Genomic DNA, 13072 nt, shown 5'->3' on the forward strand with positions numbered 1-13072 from the left:
CCGGGCTCACAGCCCGTAGGCCTCCAGGAGTCGCAGCCACACCTCGCTGAGCGTCGGGTAGGCGGGGACCGCATGCCACAGCCGGTCGAGCGGCACCTGCCCGACGACGGCGATGGTCGCGGCGTGCAGCAGGTCCCCCGCGTCGGGGCCGACGAACGTGGCGCCGACGACGACGCGCCGCTCGGCGTCGACGACCAGCCGTGCCGTGCCGGCGTACCCGGGTCCGGTCACCGAGGCGCCGGCGAGCTCGCCCAGCTCATAGGTCACCGCCCGCACGGGCAGCCCGCGCCGCTCGGCCTCGCGCTCGGTGAGCCCGACCGAGGCGACCTGGGGCCGGGTGAACACCACCTGCGGGGCGGCGACATCGTCGGCCGTGGCGGCGTAACGCGACCACGGCCGGGCCGCGGCGCCCGCGGGCGGCGGGGCGTCCGCGTGGGTCGGGGCGCCCGCAGCCTGCGGGTCGCCGAACCGCGCGGCGACGACGTCGCCTGCGACCCGCCCCTGGTACTTGCCCTGGTGGGTGGTCGACGCGCGGCCGGTGACGTCGCCGCACGCGTACAGCCACGGCCCGCGCGGCCCGGGCGCCACGCCGAGCGCCGCCATCGAGTCGTCGACCGCGAGCGGGGCGCCCGGCGTCAGGCCGACCGACTCGGCGCCGACGTCGAGCGTGCGCGGCACGCGCCCGGTGGCCACGAGCAGCTCGGCGGCGGTCACGGCCTGCCCGTCGGACGTGGTGAGCGTGACCGGACCGCCCGGCTCGGGTCGCTCGACCGCCGCGAGGCCCACGCCCAGACGCACATCCACACCGAGTTCCCGCAACCCACGCTCGACGGCCTGCCCCGCGAACGGCTCGGCTCCCGACAACAGGCCGCCGCGCGCCAGCAACGTGACGTGCGCGCCGAGGTCGGCGAACGCCGTCGCCATCTCACAGGCGACCACGCCGCCGCCCACGACGGCGAGCGAGCGGGGCACGGACGGCGCGCTGGTCGCCTCACGGCTGCCCCAGGGCGCGGCCAGCGCGAGGCCCGGCACGTCGGGCAGCACGGGCACGCTGCCGGTGGCGACGACGACGGCGTGGCGCGCGCGCAGCAGGCCTGGGCTCGCCGGCGCCGAGGGGTCGTCGGGTGCGGCGACCCGCACGAGGCGCTCCCCCGCGAGCCGTCCGTGCCCGCGCACCAGCGTGATGCCCGCCGAGGCGACCCAGTCGGCCGCGCCCGCGTCGTCCCAGTCCCCCGTCATCCAGTCGCGCCACGCGAGCACGGCGGCGGGGTCGACGTGCAGGCCCTCGACCTGCGCCGCGAGGCCGGGCGCCGCCGCCGCGGCCGCGAGCGCCGCGCCCGGGCGCAACAGCGCCTTGGACGGCATGCACGCCCAGTAGGAGCACTCGCCTCCGACCAGCTCGGCCTCGACCAGGGCCACCGAGAGCCCGGTGCGTGAGGCGCGGTCGGCGGCGTTCTCCCCGACCGGACCCGCTCCGATGACGACGACGTCGAACTCCTGCGCGGGCTGCTCGGTCATAGGCGCATCGTCACCCGGGCGTCGGCGGCCCACAACGCGGGAGCGGCCCGGCCCCGGGTTCGGGGCCGGGCCGCCAGCGCCAAGGCGTCAGCGCAGGGACGTCAGTGGCGCACCACCGCCCGCTCGGCGCCCGCCCCCGTCAGGGAGCGCACCTCCATCTCGGCGAACCGCTCGGGGTGCGGCTTCTCGGAGGACGTGAGCGTGCCGACGATCCCCAGCACGAATCCCAGCGGGATCGACACCAGGCCGGGGTTGGTGAGCGGGAACACCGCGAAGTCGGCGTCGGGGAACATCGCCGTCGGCGATCCCGAGACCACCGGTGAGAGCGCGATGAGCATGATGCACGAGATCAGGCCGCCGTAGATGCTCCACAGCGCGCCCGCCGTGTTGAACCGCCTCCAGAACAGCGAGAACACGATGGTCGGCAGGTTGGCCGAGGCCGCGACCGCGAACGCGAGCGCCACGAGGAACGCGACGTTCTGGTTCTGCGCGTAGATGCCGCCGACGATCGCGATGGCGCCGATGACGACGACGGTCCAGCGCGCGACCTTGACCCCGCCGTCGGCGCTGACCTCGCCCTTCTTGATGACGTTGGCGTAGATGTCGTGCGAGAAGCTCGCCGCCGCCGTGATGGTCAGACCGGCGACCACGGCCAGGATGGTCGCGAACGCGACCGCCGCGATGATCCCCAGCAGCACCTCGCCGCCGAGGGCGAAGGCGAGCAGCGGCGCGGCCGAGTTGACGCCGCCCGGCGCCGCGGCGATCGCCTCGGGCCCGACCAGCGCGCCCGCGCCGTAGCCGAGCACCAGCGTGAACAGGTAGAAGACGCCGATGAGCCAGATGGCCCAGACGACCGAGCGCCGGGCCTCCTTCGCCGTCGGCACCGTGTAGAAGCGCATGAGCACGTGCGGCAGTCCCGCCGTGCCGAGCACCAGGGCCAGCGCGAGCGAGATGAAGCTCAGCTTCGACAACGACGTCGCGCCGTACTGCTTGCCGGGCTCGAGCAGCGCGGCCCCGTTGTCGCCGCCCGCGGCGACGGCGCCCTCGAGCAGTCCGGACAGCGAGAAGCCGAAGTGCGCGAGCACCCACAGCGTCATGACGGCGGCGCCGATGATGAGCAGCACGGCCTTGATGATCTGCACCCAGGTGGTGCCCTTCATGCCGCCGACCAACACGTAGACGATCATGAGCGCGCCCACGACGGCGATCACGAGGTTCTTGCCCGCCTGTCCGTCGATGCCGAGCAGCAGGGCCACCAGCCCGCCCGCACCGGCCATCTGGGCGAGCAGGTAGAAGAAGACGACCAGCAGCGTGGCCAGCGCCGCGGCCATGCGCACGGGGCGCTGCTTGAGCCGGAACGACAGGACGTCCGCCATCGTGAAGCGCCCGGTGTTGCGCAGCAGCTCCGCGACCAGCAGCAGCGCGACCAGCCACGCGACGAGGAACCCGATCGAGTACAGGAACCCGTCGTATCCGTTGACGGCGATGGCGCCGCAGATGCCGAGGAACGACGCCGCGGACAGATAGTCACCCGCGATGGCCGTGCCGTTCTGCGGGCCGGTGAAGGTGCGCCCGCCCGCGTAGAAGTCGGCGGCGGACTTGTTGTCGCGCGAGGCGCGGATGACGATCACGAGCGTCACCACGACGAACGCGGCGAAGATGGAGATGTTGACGACCGGGTTGCCGACGTCGGTCGACGTGGTCGCCAGGCGCAGCGGTGCGGCGATCATCTCTCTCCCCCTTCGACGTGCGCGCGCAGGGCCTCGGCCCGCGGGTCGAGCGTGTTGTTGGCCCAGCGGGCGTACAGCATCGTGATGACGAAGGTGGTCACGAACTGGCCGAGTCCGAGCAGCAGCCCGACCGTGATGGCGCTGCCTGCGATCCGGGTGGACATGAGGTCGTGCGCGTAGCTGGCGAGCAGCACGTAGGCGAAGTACCAGACCAGGAACAACGCCGTCATCGGGAAGACGAAGCGGCGGAACCGGGACCGCAGGTCCTGGAACTCGGCGGATCTCTCGACCTGTTGGTAAACGGTTTCGTCGGGCACTTCGATCGTGTCAGTCATGTTGCCTCCGTTGGCACAGGACGACCGGCGCGCGCCTTCGCGGGCCGGGCGAGCCCACCGTGCTCAGGTGTGCTCGGGAGCACACGATGCCGCGTTCCGACGTGTGACGCAAGCAACACTGAGGACTGAAACTCAGAGTCGCACGTACTCCAGGTCGGTGACGCCGCGGCCGGCGGCCAGGCCCTTGCGCTCGAATGCCGTCAGCACCCGCCCCTCGAACCGGGGCGCGACCGCGCCCGACCCGTGGGCGTTGCGGAAGTCAGCGCTCGCCTCGCCGACCTCGCGCATCTGCTCGCCGTACTCGGCCCAGTCCGTCGCGAGCCGCCAGACGCCGCCGGGACGCAGCACCCGGGCGGCCAGCGCCGCGAACCCGGGCGTGACCAGCCGGCGCTTGTGGTGGCGGGACTTGTGCCACGGGTCGGGGAAGAACACCCACAGCTCAGCGACCGAGGCCGCCGGCAGCGCCGTCTCCAGCAACTCGGCCGCGTTGACCTGGAGCAGGCGCAGGTTCGCGAGCCCGGCGCCCCCGCGCCGCTGCGCGGAGCGCGCGATCGTCTTGGCCAGACCGGGCAGGTAGACCTCGACGGCCAGGTGGTCACGCTCCGGGTGGGCGTCGGCCGCCTCGACGATGTTCTCGCCCTGGCCCGATCCGATCTCGACGACGAGCGGCGCGCGGCGCCCGAACGTGGCCTCGGCGTCGAAGACCCACGCGGGGTCGACCGAGGTGCCCGCGATCGCGCGCGGGGCGTCGACGACGTACTCGCGCCTGCGCTCGTCCCACGCCTTGCGCTGCGCCGGCGTCAGGCGCCCGCTGCGGCGCACGAAGCTGACGGGGTGCGTGCGGAAGGTGGGCACGTGCGGGAGGGGCTCGGACACCCGACAAGGGTACGGGGGCGCTCAGCGGCCGCTGACCTTGCCGAAGAGCGAGGCGACCGGCGCGATCACCAGCGGGCGGGCGGCCAGCGACACCGCGACCACCACGCCGAGCCCCGCGGCGAACCAGCCGAAGCCCGCCCAGCTCACGGCGTCGGAGGAGGCGAACATGTGGTTGAGGTTGCGGCGAGCGCCCGTCGCGAACACCAGGAACACGTGCGCGATGACGAACAGCACGAAGAACTGCATGGTCGGGAAGTGGATCGCGCGCGCCAGCGGCGCCGGGTACCAGCGGTTGAGGCGCTCGGCCTTGGTGGGCCACCACGCGCTCATCCGGACCCCGGTGAGGGCGGCCAGCGGCGCCGCGACGAACACCACCAGGAAGTACATGAGCTGCTGGAGGCTGTTGTAGGCCACCCAACCGTGCTCGACGGGCCAGTCGAGCGTCAGGTACTGCAGCGCGGCCGACAGCGCGTTGGGGAACACCGCCCACGACGTCGGGACGATCCGCGCCCAGTGCCCGGTGGCGAACAGCATGACCACGAACGCCGCGCCGTTGGCGAGCCACAGCAGGTCGAGGCTCGTGTGCAGCCACAGGGTCAGGCTGACCTTCGTCCCACCGCGCCGGGGCGTCCAGTACGCGGGCGGCTTGTGCTGGAGCCGCACCTGCAGACCCGACCGGACGATGAGCGCCATGAAGAAGAAGTTGAGGTAGTGCATCCAGTTCATCCACACCGGGAACCCGACCGGGGCGAACGCGGGCGGGTCGACCGTGCCCGGATATCGCTCCACGAACTCGGGCACGCCCGGCAGCGTGGTCACGCCGCGCGCCGCCAACACGATGACGCCCGCCGCGGCGACGACGCCGATCACGCCGAGCGTGGCGAGGCGGACGACGGCGCCCCGGGTGCGGGGGATGCGCGAGCCCAGGACTCGCGAGCCCAGGGTGCGCGGCTCGCTCGCGGCGGGCGCGCTCGCCGCGCGCGCCGGGGCCGACGGCGCTGGCTCGGCCACAGTGGGCGCCGCGGAGGCCGCGGCGACCGGCGCAGGCGCTGCGGGCGCAGGCGCAGCGAGCGTGGGCGCCCCAGGCACGGCGGGCGCAGCCACAGCGGGCCCCACGGACGGCGCGGCTGCGGACGGCGCAGTTTCGGACGGCGCAGGCGCGGCGAGCGCAGGCGCGGCAAGCGCAGGCGCGGCGAGCGCAGGCGCGGCAAGCGCAGGCGCGGCGAGCGCAGGCGCGGCGAGCGCAGGCGCGGCGAGCGCAGGCGCGGCGAGCGCAGGCGCGGCGAGCGCAGGCGCGGCAAGCGCAGGCGCGGCAAGCGCAGGCGCGGCAAGCGCAGGCGCGGCGAGCGCAGGCGCGGCGAGCGCAGGCGCGGCGAGCGCAGGCGCGGCGAGCGCAGGCGCCGTCGCGACCGCGGGGGCGCCCGCGACGGCGACGGCGACCGTCGTCGCGGGGGGCCAGGGTTCGCCTCCCGCGACGCGCGGCAGTCCGCGCCGCAGAGTGACGCCGGCGCTCGTCGTGGGACCGGGCCCGGCCGACGCCGTCGCGCTGGGCGCGTCCGCACCCGCGCGTCCTCCGTCCGCCGCCCGGCGCTCGCCCTCTGCCGGTTCGGCGGCCGTCTGCGAGCTCGCCGCTGGCGAGGCGACGGGCGCCACTGTCGCCCCGCGACGCTCGGGCTCGCTCGGGCCGGGCTGCGTGGGCGTCACGTCCACGGCGACGCTCGGGCGGGCGTCGTCGTCGACCTCGGGCCACCGGGGCCCGCCGGGGCGGCGCGGGAGCCCGCGGCGGATCGTTCGCGGGGACGTGGCCACGGGACTACGCCCTCGCCTTCTCGATCTCGGCGATCAGCTGCGGCACCACGGTGAACACGTCGCCCACCACGCCGAAGTCGGCGATCTCGAAGATGGGGGCGTCCGGGTCCTTGTTGACGGCGACGATCGTCTTCGACGTCCGCATCCCGGCGAGGTGCTGGATCGCGCCCGAGATGCCGAGCGCGACGTAGAGCTGTGGCGAGACCTGCACGCCCGTCTGCCCGACCTGACAGGTGGCGGGAACGAACCCGGCGTCGACGGCGGCGCGCGAGGCGCCGAGCGCGGCGCCCAGCGTGTCGGCGAGGCGCTCGACCAGTTCGAACTTCTCCTTCGAGGCGAGCCCACGGCCCCCCGAGACGATCCTCTTGGCGCCGCGCAGCTCGGGGCGCGCTCCGACCTTCTCCGCGGGCTTGACCGCGCCGATCACCGCGACCGGGGCGCCGCCCGCGATCTGGTCCAGTTCGATCACACGCGCCGGTTGGGCCTCGGCGCGCGCCTCGACCGCGCCCTGACGCACGGTGATCACGGGCGCCCCGTGGGTCACCGCCGACGTCACGGTGTAGGCCCCGCCGAACGCCGAGGTGCGCGCGATGACCCCCTCCTCGTCACGCTCGACCGCGACCGCGTCGACGATCAGGCCGGCGCGGGCGCGGACCGCGTAGCGCGCGGCGGCCTCGCGTCCCTCGACCGAGTGCGAGGCGAGCACGGCCTGGGGCCGCACCTGCGCCGCGGCCGCGGCCAGCGCGTCGGCTGCGCTGCCCGCGACCGTCGTCGCAGCGTCGGCCCGCAGCACGGCGACGGCGCCGAGCTCGGCCGCGGCGGTCGCCGCGGCGTCGTCGCCGAGCACGACGGCGACGGGCGTGCCGACGCCCGACGCGGCGCCGAGCAGCGGCGCCGACGACCTCGCCAGGCCGCCCTCGGGGGTCGTGTCGAGCAGCACCAGGATCGAATCTGTCGCGAAACTCATGGTCGCTCCCCCACTCAGATCAGGTGGTTCTCGGCCAGGAACGCCGCGAGCCGCACGCCCGCGTCGCCCTCGTCGGTGATCGTGACACCCGCGGTCCGCGGTGGACGGGCCTCGATCGCGACGACGATCGAGCGCGGCGTGCTCAGGTCCTGCGCCTCGACGCCGAGGTCGGCGAGCGTGAGCACGTCCAGCGGCTTCTTCTTGGCTGCCATGATGCCCTTGAAGTTCGGGAACCGGGCGTCCGGCAACGCCTCGGTGATCGACGCGACCGCCGGCAGCGGCGCGCTGACCTCGATGGTGGCGTCGTCCGAGACGCGCGTGCCGCCCACCTCGGACTCCCCCACCGTGATCGCGTTGAGGTTGGTCAGGTTCGCCACGCCCAGCAGCTCGGCCAGCATCGCGGGCAGCACGCCGCCCATCCCATCCGTGGACTGGTTGCCCGCGAGCACCAGGTCGTAGCCGATGCGCCGCAACGCCGCGGCGAGGACCTCGGCCGTGAGGCCGAGGTCCGCCCCGAGCAGTCCGTCGTCGACCACGTGGGTCGCCGCGTGCGCCCCCATCGCCAGGCATTTACGGATCGAGGTGGTCGCGTCCGCGGGCGCAAGCGTCAGCACATGGACCTCGGCGCCCTCGTGGGCGTCGGCGTAGGTCAGCGCGACCTCGAGCGCGCGCTCACCGATCTCGTCGACGACGTTGTCACCCGAGCGCTCGACGAGGCCCGTCTCAAGGCTGAGGGTGCGCTCACCGTTGGTGTCGGGGACCTCTTTGACCAGGACGACGATCCTCATGGGACGACGGCGCCTTCCTCGTTGAACGGCAGGGTCGGGTGCTACTTGCGGCCGGTCACGCTGCGCGCGACGATCTCGCGCATGACCTCGTTCGTGCCACCGTAGATGCGGTGCACGCGGGCGTCGAGGAACGCACGGGCGATCGGGTACTCGGTGATGTAGCCGTAGCCGCCGTGCAACTGGACACCCTGGTCGAGGATCTCCCACTCGCGCTCGGTGCACCAGAACTTGACCTTGGCGGCCTCCTCGGCGCTGAGCTTGCGCTGACGGTACAGGTCCATCGCGCGGTCGAGGTAGGCCCACATGACGTCGACCGTCGTGGCCATCTCCGCCAGGCGGAACCGCGTGTTCTGGAAGTCCGCGATGGCCTGCCCGAAGGCCCGGCGCGTCGAGGTGTAGTCGAGCGTCCACTCGAGCGCGGCCTGGGCGACCGCCCCGGCGACCGCGCCGATCGACAGGCGCTCGAGCGGCAGGTTCATCATCAGGTGGACGAACCCACGGCCTGGGACGCCGCCGATGAGGTTCTCGTCCGGGACGAACACGTCGGTGAAGGTCAGCTCGGCCGTGTCGTGGCCGGGGAAGCCCATCTTGTGCAGCTTCTTGCTGTGGTCGAAGCCCTCCATGCCGTCCTCGATCACGAGCAGGCTGAAGGCGTCGGGGCGGTTGCCCTCCCCCGTCTTGACGAACGTGACGACGATGTCAGCGGTCTTGCCGCTGGAGATGAACGTCTTGGCGCCGTTGACGACGTAGCCGCCGTCGACCTTCTTGGCCGTGGTCGTCACGCCACGCAGGTCGCTGCCGGCTCCGGGCTCCGTCATCGCGAGCGCGCCGAGCACCTCAGCGCTCGCCATGCCCGGCAGCCACTTGCGCTTCTGGTCGTCGGTGCCGAAGTGGGCGAGGTAGGGCACCGCGAGGTCGTCGTGGATGCCGAAGGCGCCTGCGATGGCCGAGCCGACGCCGCTGCGGATCAGCTCCTCGTTGACCACGCACCGGAACCGGTAGTCCATGAGCATCCCCGCGCCCCCGAACTCCTCGGGGACCGACAGCCCGACGATGCCGTGCTCGGCCGCCGCCCTCATGGTGTCGCGGTCGACCTCGCCCGCGGCGTCCCACTCACGGGACCGCTCGGGGGTCACGTACCGCTTGATGAACTCCTTGACCACCTCGCGGAACGCCTCGTGGTCCTCGTCGTAGATGTCGCGCTGCATGGCTTGGCCTCTTCCTCGCTCACTCGCCCTTGAGTGCCTGGCGCCCGTGTCGCGCCGGCGCCAGACACGGGCGAGTATGCCTGAGACTCAGTCTCCACTCAAGACCGCCAGGACGGCAAGACCCCTCAGGTCCCACCCGCCGGGACCTTGGTCCCGGCAGCCTCGCTCTCTGGTTGTTGCCCGCTGCTCGCTCAGGGGCCGGGGAGCCGCCCGCGTATCGGAGCACTGAGACGCAGTATCAGTGCAGCGCCGCGCGTCGCCGGGGCCCGCCCGCGGGCGCCCTGGCAGAACGGGCCAACCCCGCGATGTCGAGGCGGCGATTCCCGCGCCGCCGTTATCGCACATTCTCGCTCAGGTGAATCAGCCCCGCCCACCCTCACGACAGCCATGAGTCGCCTCACGACGCCTCCGGAGCCACACCGTCATCGCGATGGCATGTTGTCGAAACCGGGTCTTCGACAGACGTAGACCCTCGGTGCAAATGGCGGACGGTCGTGAATCGCATTTCGGCACTGCCACGGCGAGCGCGAATTCAGACAGGGCAGCGGCACGACATTCTCAAGGCCGCCGGCAAAGAGCAGCAAAGGGGGTGGCGGGATCATGGGGTGGATTGACGGGGTCACGCACTGGCCTTATCTGGCGCTAACGGCCAGCGGACTGGGACTGCTCGCGATGATCGTGGCGCTCGCGCAAGCGGCGCAGATCAGGCGGCTCCGGCGGCAGGTGCGGCGACTGGAGCGTCTGGTGCGCGAGGCGCAGTCGCGCGTCGCACAGACGGATCCCGCACCGCGCAGCGAGACGGAGGCCGACGGCGAGGTCGAAGCCGCCGCCGACGACGTGACGCTGCCCGCGTGGCTCACCGCGGACGCCGACCCGCACGCCCCGAGCGGACAGGACGACGCCGCCCCGCCAGCGCTCGAGTCCGGCCCACCGGACCTCCTGGGGGTCGGTCCCCCCGATATGCCCGACTCCGACGCCGCGCGTGCTCTCGACGTGACGGCGCTCAAGGTGACGGCGCTCGACAAGACGGGGCTCGACAAGACGGGGCTCGACACGCCGACGTTCGACGCGTTGCGCCTGCCGGCCCCCGTGCCCGACCCAGCCCCAGCCGCTTCGGGCCACCTCACCGTGGTCAGCACGCTGCGTGGGCTGTCGCTCATCGGCCGGCAGCTGGAGCTCCTGGACGAGATGGAGCGGCGCGAGGCGGTCCCCGAGACGCTCGCGGCGCTCTTCCAGATCGACAACCTCACGATGCGCCTGCGGCGCAGCGCGGAGTCGGCGCTCATCCTCGCGGGGCGCGAGCCGAGCCGTCGCGCGCGCGAGGCCCTCACGGTGAGCGACACGGTCCGCACCGCGTGCGCGCAGATCGAGCGCTACGAACGCGTCTCGGTCGACGCGCGCGAGGACCCCGTGCTGCGCGCCGACGTCGTGGTTCCGCTCGCCCACCTGCTCGCCGAGGTGCTCGACAACGCCACGCGGTTCTCCGACCCCGAGACGGCCGTACGGGTGCTGGTCGAGGCCACCGGCAGCCATGTGGTGGTCGTCGTCGAGGACCACGGCATCGGCCTGGACACCCCGACCCTCGATCAGGCCCGGGCCCAACTGCGCGGCGACGCCCCCTGGGCGGGCAGCGCGCGGATCGGTTTCGCCGTCATCAGCCAACTCGCCCGCCGTGTCGAGGCGAACGTCGAGATCGACTCCGAGCCGGGAGCGACCCGGGTCACCATCGGCGTCCCGGTCCGGTGGGTGCACGGCAGCGACGCCCTCGGCCTGGACGCGAGCCTCGACGTGCCCACGGCCGCGGCGGACGCCCTGTCCCTGGACGCCTTCGCCGAGCCCGCCCTGGTCGACGACGCCGACGCCTCATCGATCCCCGGACTGGGGCAGCCCGTGGCCGCCCTGCCCGGCGGACAGGCAGGCCCGATGGCCTCGGCGCCGCACAGCGCGGGGTGGCAGCCGGAGTGGCGCGCGGACACGTCCACGGCCGAGAGCGCGCCGCTGCCCACCCGGCGCACGTCCACGCTGACCGCACCGGCCGCCGAGCAGCCGTCGTCGCGACCCGCGCCGGCGCCGAGCGACGACGAGGCCGAGTGGATCGTCCCGCAGCGTCCGGGGCCGGGACTGGAGATGGTGTCCGACTCCTCGCTCCAGGACGAGGTGATCGCGGAGCTCTCCCGACTGTCGGGCTATCGGCCGGCTCACGCCGCCATCGACTCGGGGCCGCTGGAGCGGCGCACCCCGGCGCGGGTCGGCGAGCCGGTCGAGGCCAACCGAGGACCGGCACAGCGCGACGCCGCCGACATCCAGCGCCGGATGTCGGCCTTCCAGTCCAGTGTGCGCCGCGGACGAAGCCGCAGGCAGCGATGACGACCACCGCTCACGCCATGACAGCTCACGCGATGACAACCCGAGGAGAAGCAGTGTCCGCATCAGCCCGCGAAACACGGTCGTTCCCATGGCTGCTCGACAACACCGTGCGCAGCGTGGCCGGAGCCCGCCTGGGCCTGCTGGTCTCCAGCGACGGCCTGCTGATGGCCGTCTCGAAGGAGCTCGACCGCACGACCGCCGACCAGCTCGCGGCCGTGGTCTCCGGCATCGCCGGACTCGCGCGTGGGGCCGTGCGGACCCTGGGCGGAACCACCGTCAACCAGGCCGTCGTCGAGCACGACGCCGGGTCCCTGGTGCTCATGACGATCTCCGACGGCTCCATCCTCGCGTTCGAAGCCGACCCCGTCACCGACATCGGCTCGCTCGGGTATGAGATGGCGGTGCTCGCCCAGAGCGCCGAGGCCTACCTCACCCCGCAGCTGATCTCGCAGATGCGCCGCAGCCTGCCGGTCGACGGCGAGACGAGGGCCGACAGATGACAGCCGGCCCCGAGGAGCTGCCCGACGTCTCGGACATCAGGCCGTACATCCGCACGGGCGGGCGCGTCGCCGATGAGCGGGTCGCCCTCGACGCCCTCGTGGCGGCGGCGCATCGGTGCGACTCGCCCATTCGCGAACGCCAGGCCGCCGAAGTGCTCGGGGCCCTCGGATCCGGGTATCTGACCGTCGCGGAGCTGGCCGTCGCGCTGGCGGTCCCGCTCGGGACGGCGCAGGTGATCGCGGCGGACCTGGCGCACGCAGGTGTGCTCCGCCTCGTCGAGGGCGCCGAGTCGCCGGGATCCTCCGGCGACGAGCGCATTCAGATGTTGACGCTACTCGGGAGTGTGATTGATGGAATCGGCAAGCTCTGAGCTGAGCGAGCGTGATGGCGGCTCGTCCGCGACGACGCTCGACAGCCCCCCGGTCGTCGTCAAGGTGGTCGTCGCCGGTGGGTTCTCAGTGGGCAAGACGACATTCATCGGCTCGATCTCCGACATCGACCCGATCAGCACCGAGGCCTCGATGACGGACCGGTCACTGGGGGTCGACGACGCGGGCGGCCTGACCGACCGCAAGGTGGCCACGACGGTCGCGCTGGACTTCGGTCGCATCGCGCTGCCCGGGCGGCTGTGGCTGTACCTGTTCGGCACCCCGGGTCAGGACCGGTTCGCCGTGATGTGGGACGACCTGACCCGGGGTGCGGTGGGCGCCGTCGTCCTGGTGGACACCCAGCGCCTCGAGCAGAGCTTCACCGCGATCAACTACTTCGAGTCGCGCAACGTGCCGTTCGTCGTCGCCGTGAACTGCTTCGACGGGCTCGCGCGGCACAGCCTCGACGCGGTGCGTGAGGCCCTGGCCATGCCGGCCGAGGTGCCCGTGGTCTACACCGACGCCCGCTCGCGCGAGGCGACCAAGGAGACCCTGGTCCGCCTCGTCCGGCACGCGATGGACAGGCTCCGGAATGCGCGCTGACG

12 protein-coding genes are annotated in these 13072 nt (G+C 73.1%); 4 read left to right on the forward strand and 8 right to left on the reverse strand.

Annotated elements, in window-relative coordinates:
• Positions 1 to 6 precede the first annotated feature (6 nt).
• From EV386_RS08980 to EV386_RS09015, 8 genes are all read right to left on the reverse strand, one after another.
• Positions 7 to 1518, reverse strand: coding sequence for a dihydrolipoyl dehydrogenase family protein (locus EV386_RS08980; protein ID WP_130414245.1), 1512 nt, complete (start codon positions 1516 to 1518; stop codon positions 7 to 9).
• Between the two features lie 101 nt (positions 1519 to 1619).
• Positions 1620 to 3248 carry a solute symporter family protein gene (locus EV386_RS08985; protein WP_130414247.1) on the reverse strand — a complete coding sequence of 543 codons (1629 nt, stop codon included), beginning with the start codon at positions 3246 to 3248 and terminating at the stop codon, positions 1620 to 1622.
• Positions 3245 to 3583 carry a DUF485 domain-containing protein gene (locus EV386_RS08990; RefSeq protein WP_130414249.1) on the reverse strand — a complete coding sequence of 113 codons (339 nt, stop codon included), beginning with the start codon at positions 3581 to 3583 and terminating at the stop codon, positions 3245 to 3247. The genes EV386_RS08985 and EV386_RS08990 overlap by 4 nt, the downstream gene beginning before the upstream one ends.
• A gap of 132 nt (positions 3584 to 3715) precedes the next feature.
• On the reverse strand, positions 3716 to 4459 hold the full coding sequence (gene trmB, locus EV386_RS08995; protein WP_130414251.1) for a tRNA (guanosine(46)-N7)-methyltransferase TrmB: 744 nt from the start codon (positions 4457 to 4459) through the stop codon (positions 3716 to 3718).
• Positions 4460 to 4480: 21 nt separating this feature from the next.
• The gene (locus EV386_RS09000; protein WP_130414253.1) at positions 4481 to 6268 is read right to left on the reverse strand and encodes a cytochrome b/b6 domain-containing protein; all 1788 of its coding nucleotides are present in this window, start codon (positions 6266 to 6268) and stop codon (positions 4481 to 4483) included.
• A gap of 4 nt (positions 6269 to 6272) precedes the next feature.
• Positions 6273 to 7235, reverse strand: a complete 963-nt coding sequence (locus EV386_RS09005) for an electron transfer flavoprotein subunit alpha/FixB family protein (RefSeq protein ID WP_130414255.1) — start codon at positions 7233 to 7235, stop codon at positions 6273 to 6275.
• Positions 7236 to 7249: 14 nt separating this feature from the next.
• On the reverse strand, positions 7250 to 8023 hold the full coding sequence (locus EV386_RS09010) for an electron transfer flavoprotein subunit beta/FixA family protein (protein WP_130414257.1): 774 nt from the start codon (positions 8021 to 8023) through the stop codon (positions 7250 to 7252).
• A gap of 41 nt (positions 8024 to 8064) precedes the next feature.
• Positions 8065 to 9231 (reverse strand): acyl-CoA dehydrogenase family protein, encoded by a 1167-nt coding sequence (locus EV386_RS09015; RefSeq protein WP_130414259.1) that lies wholly within the window; start codon positions 9229 to 9231, stop codon positions 8065 to 8067.
• 600 nt (positions 9232 to 9831) lie between these two features.
• On the opposite strand from EV386_RS09015, the gene EV386_RS09020 reads away from it, so the two are divergent.
• From EV386_RS09020 to EV386_RS09035, 4 genes are read left to right on the forward strand one after another with little or no spacing between them, the layout of a single operon-like run.
• Positions 9832 to 11598 carry a sensor histidine kinase gene (locus EV386_RS09020; RefSeq protein ID WP_130414261.1) on the forward strand — a complete coding sequence of 589 codons (1767 nt, stop codon included), beginning with the start codon at positions 9832 to 9834 and terminating at the stop codon, positions 11596 to 11598.
• 53 nt (positions 11599 to 11651) lie between these two features.
• Positions 11652 to 12098, forward strand: coding sequence for a roadblock/LC7 domain-containing protein (locus tag EV386_RS09025; protein ID WP_130414263.1), 447 nt, complete (start codon positions 11652 to 11654; stop codon positions 12096 to 12098).
• Positions 12095 to 12469: a DUF742 domain-containing protein gene (locus tag EV386_RS09030; protein WP_130414265.1), complete on the forward strand. Its 375-nt coding sequence runs from the start codon at positions 12095 to 12097 to the stop codon at positions 12467 to 12469. The genes EV386_RS09025 and EV386_RS09030 overlap by 4 nt, the downstream gene beginning before the upstream one ends.
• A complete protein-coding gene (locus EV386_RS09035) occupies positions 12450 to 13070 on the forward strand; it encodes a GTP-binding protein (protein ID WP_130414267.1) in 621 nt (206 codons plus the stop codon). The genes EV386_RS09030 and EV386_RS09035 overlap by 20 nt, the downstream gene beginning before the upstream one ends.
• The last annotated feature ends 2 nt before the right edge of the window (positions 13071 to 13072 follow it).

The organism is Xylanimonas ulmi (assembly GCF_004216535.1).
GTDB classification, from domain to species: Bacteria; Actinomycetota; Actinomycetes; order Actinomycetales; family Cellulomonadaceae; genus Xylanimonas; species Xylanimonas ulmi.

Bases quoted from the DNA above. Each gene is read 5' to 3' on its own strand.
- EV386_RS09010 (WP_130414257.1), bottom strand. From the start codon at position 8,023: ATGAGGATCGTCGTCCTGGTCAAAGAGGTCCCCGACACCAACGGTGAG.
- EV386_RS08990 (WP_130414249.1), bottom strand. From the start codon at position 3,583: ATGACTGACACGATCGAAGTGCCCGACGAAACCGTTTACCAACAGGTC.
- EV386_RS09005 (WP_130414255.1), bottom strand. From the start codon at position 7,235: ATGAGTTTCGCGACAGATTCGATCCTGGTGCTGCTCGACACGACCCCC.
- EV386_RS09035 (WP_130414267.1), top strand. From the start codon at position 12,450: ATGGAATCGGCAAGCTCTGAGCTGAGCGAGCGTGATGGCGGCTCGTCC.
- EV386_RS09020 (WP_130414261.1), top strand. From the start codon at position 9,832: ATGGGGTGGATTGACGGGGTCACGCACTGGCCTTATCTGGCGCTAACG.
- EV386_RS08980 (WP_130414245.1), bottom strand. From the start codon at position 1,518: ATGACCGAGCAGCCCGCGCAGGAGTTCGACGTCGTCGTCATCGGAGCG.
- EV386_RS09015 (WP_130414259.1), bottom strand. From the start codon at position 9,231: ATGCAGCGCGACATCTACGACGAGGACCACGAGGCGTTCCGCGAGGTG.
- EV386_RS09030 (WP_130414265.1), top strand. From the start codon at position 12,095: ATGACAGCCGGCCCCGAGGAGCTGCCCGACGTCTCGGACATCAGGCCG.
- EV386_RS08985 (WP_130414247.1), bottom strand. From the start codon at position 3,248: ATGATCGCCGCACCGCTGCGCCTGGCGACCACGTCGACCGACGTCGGC.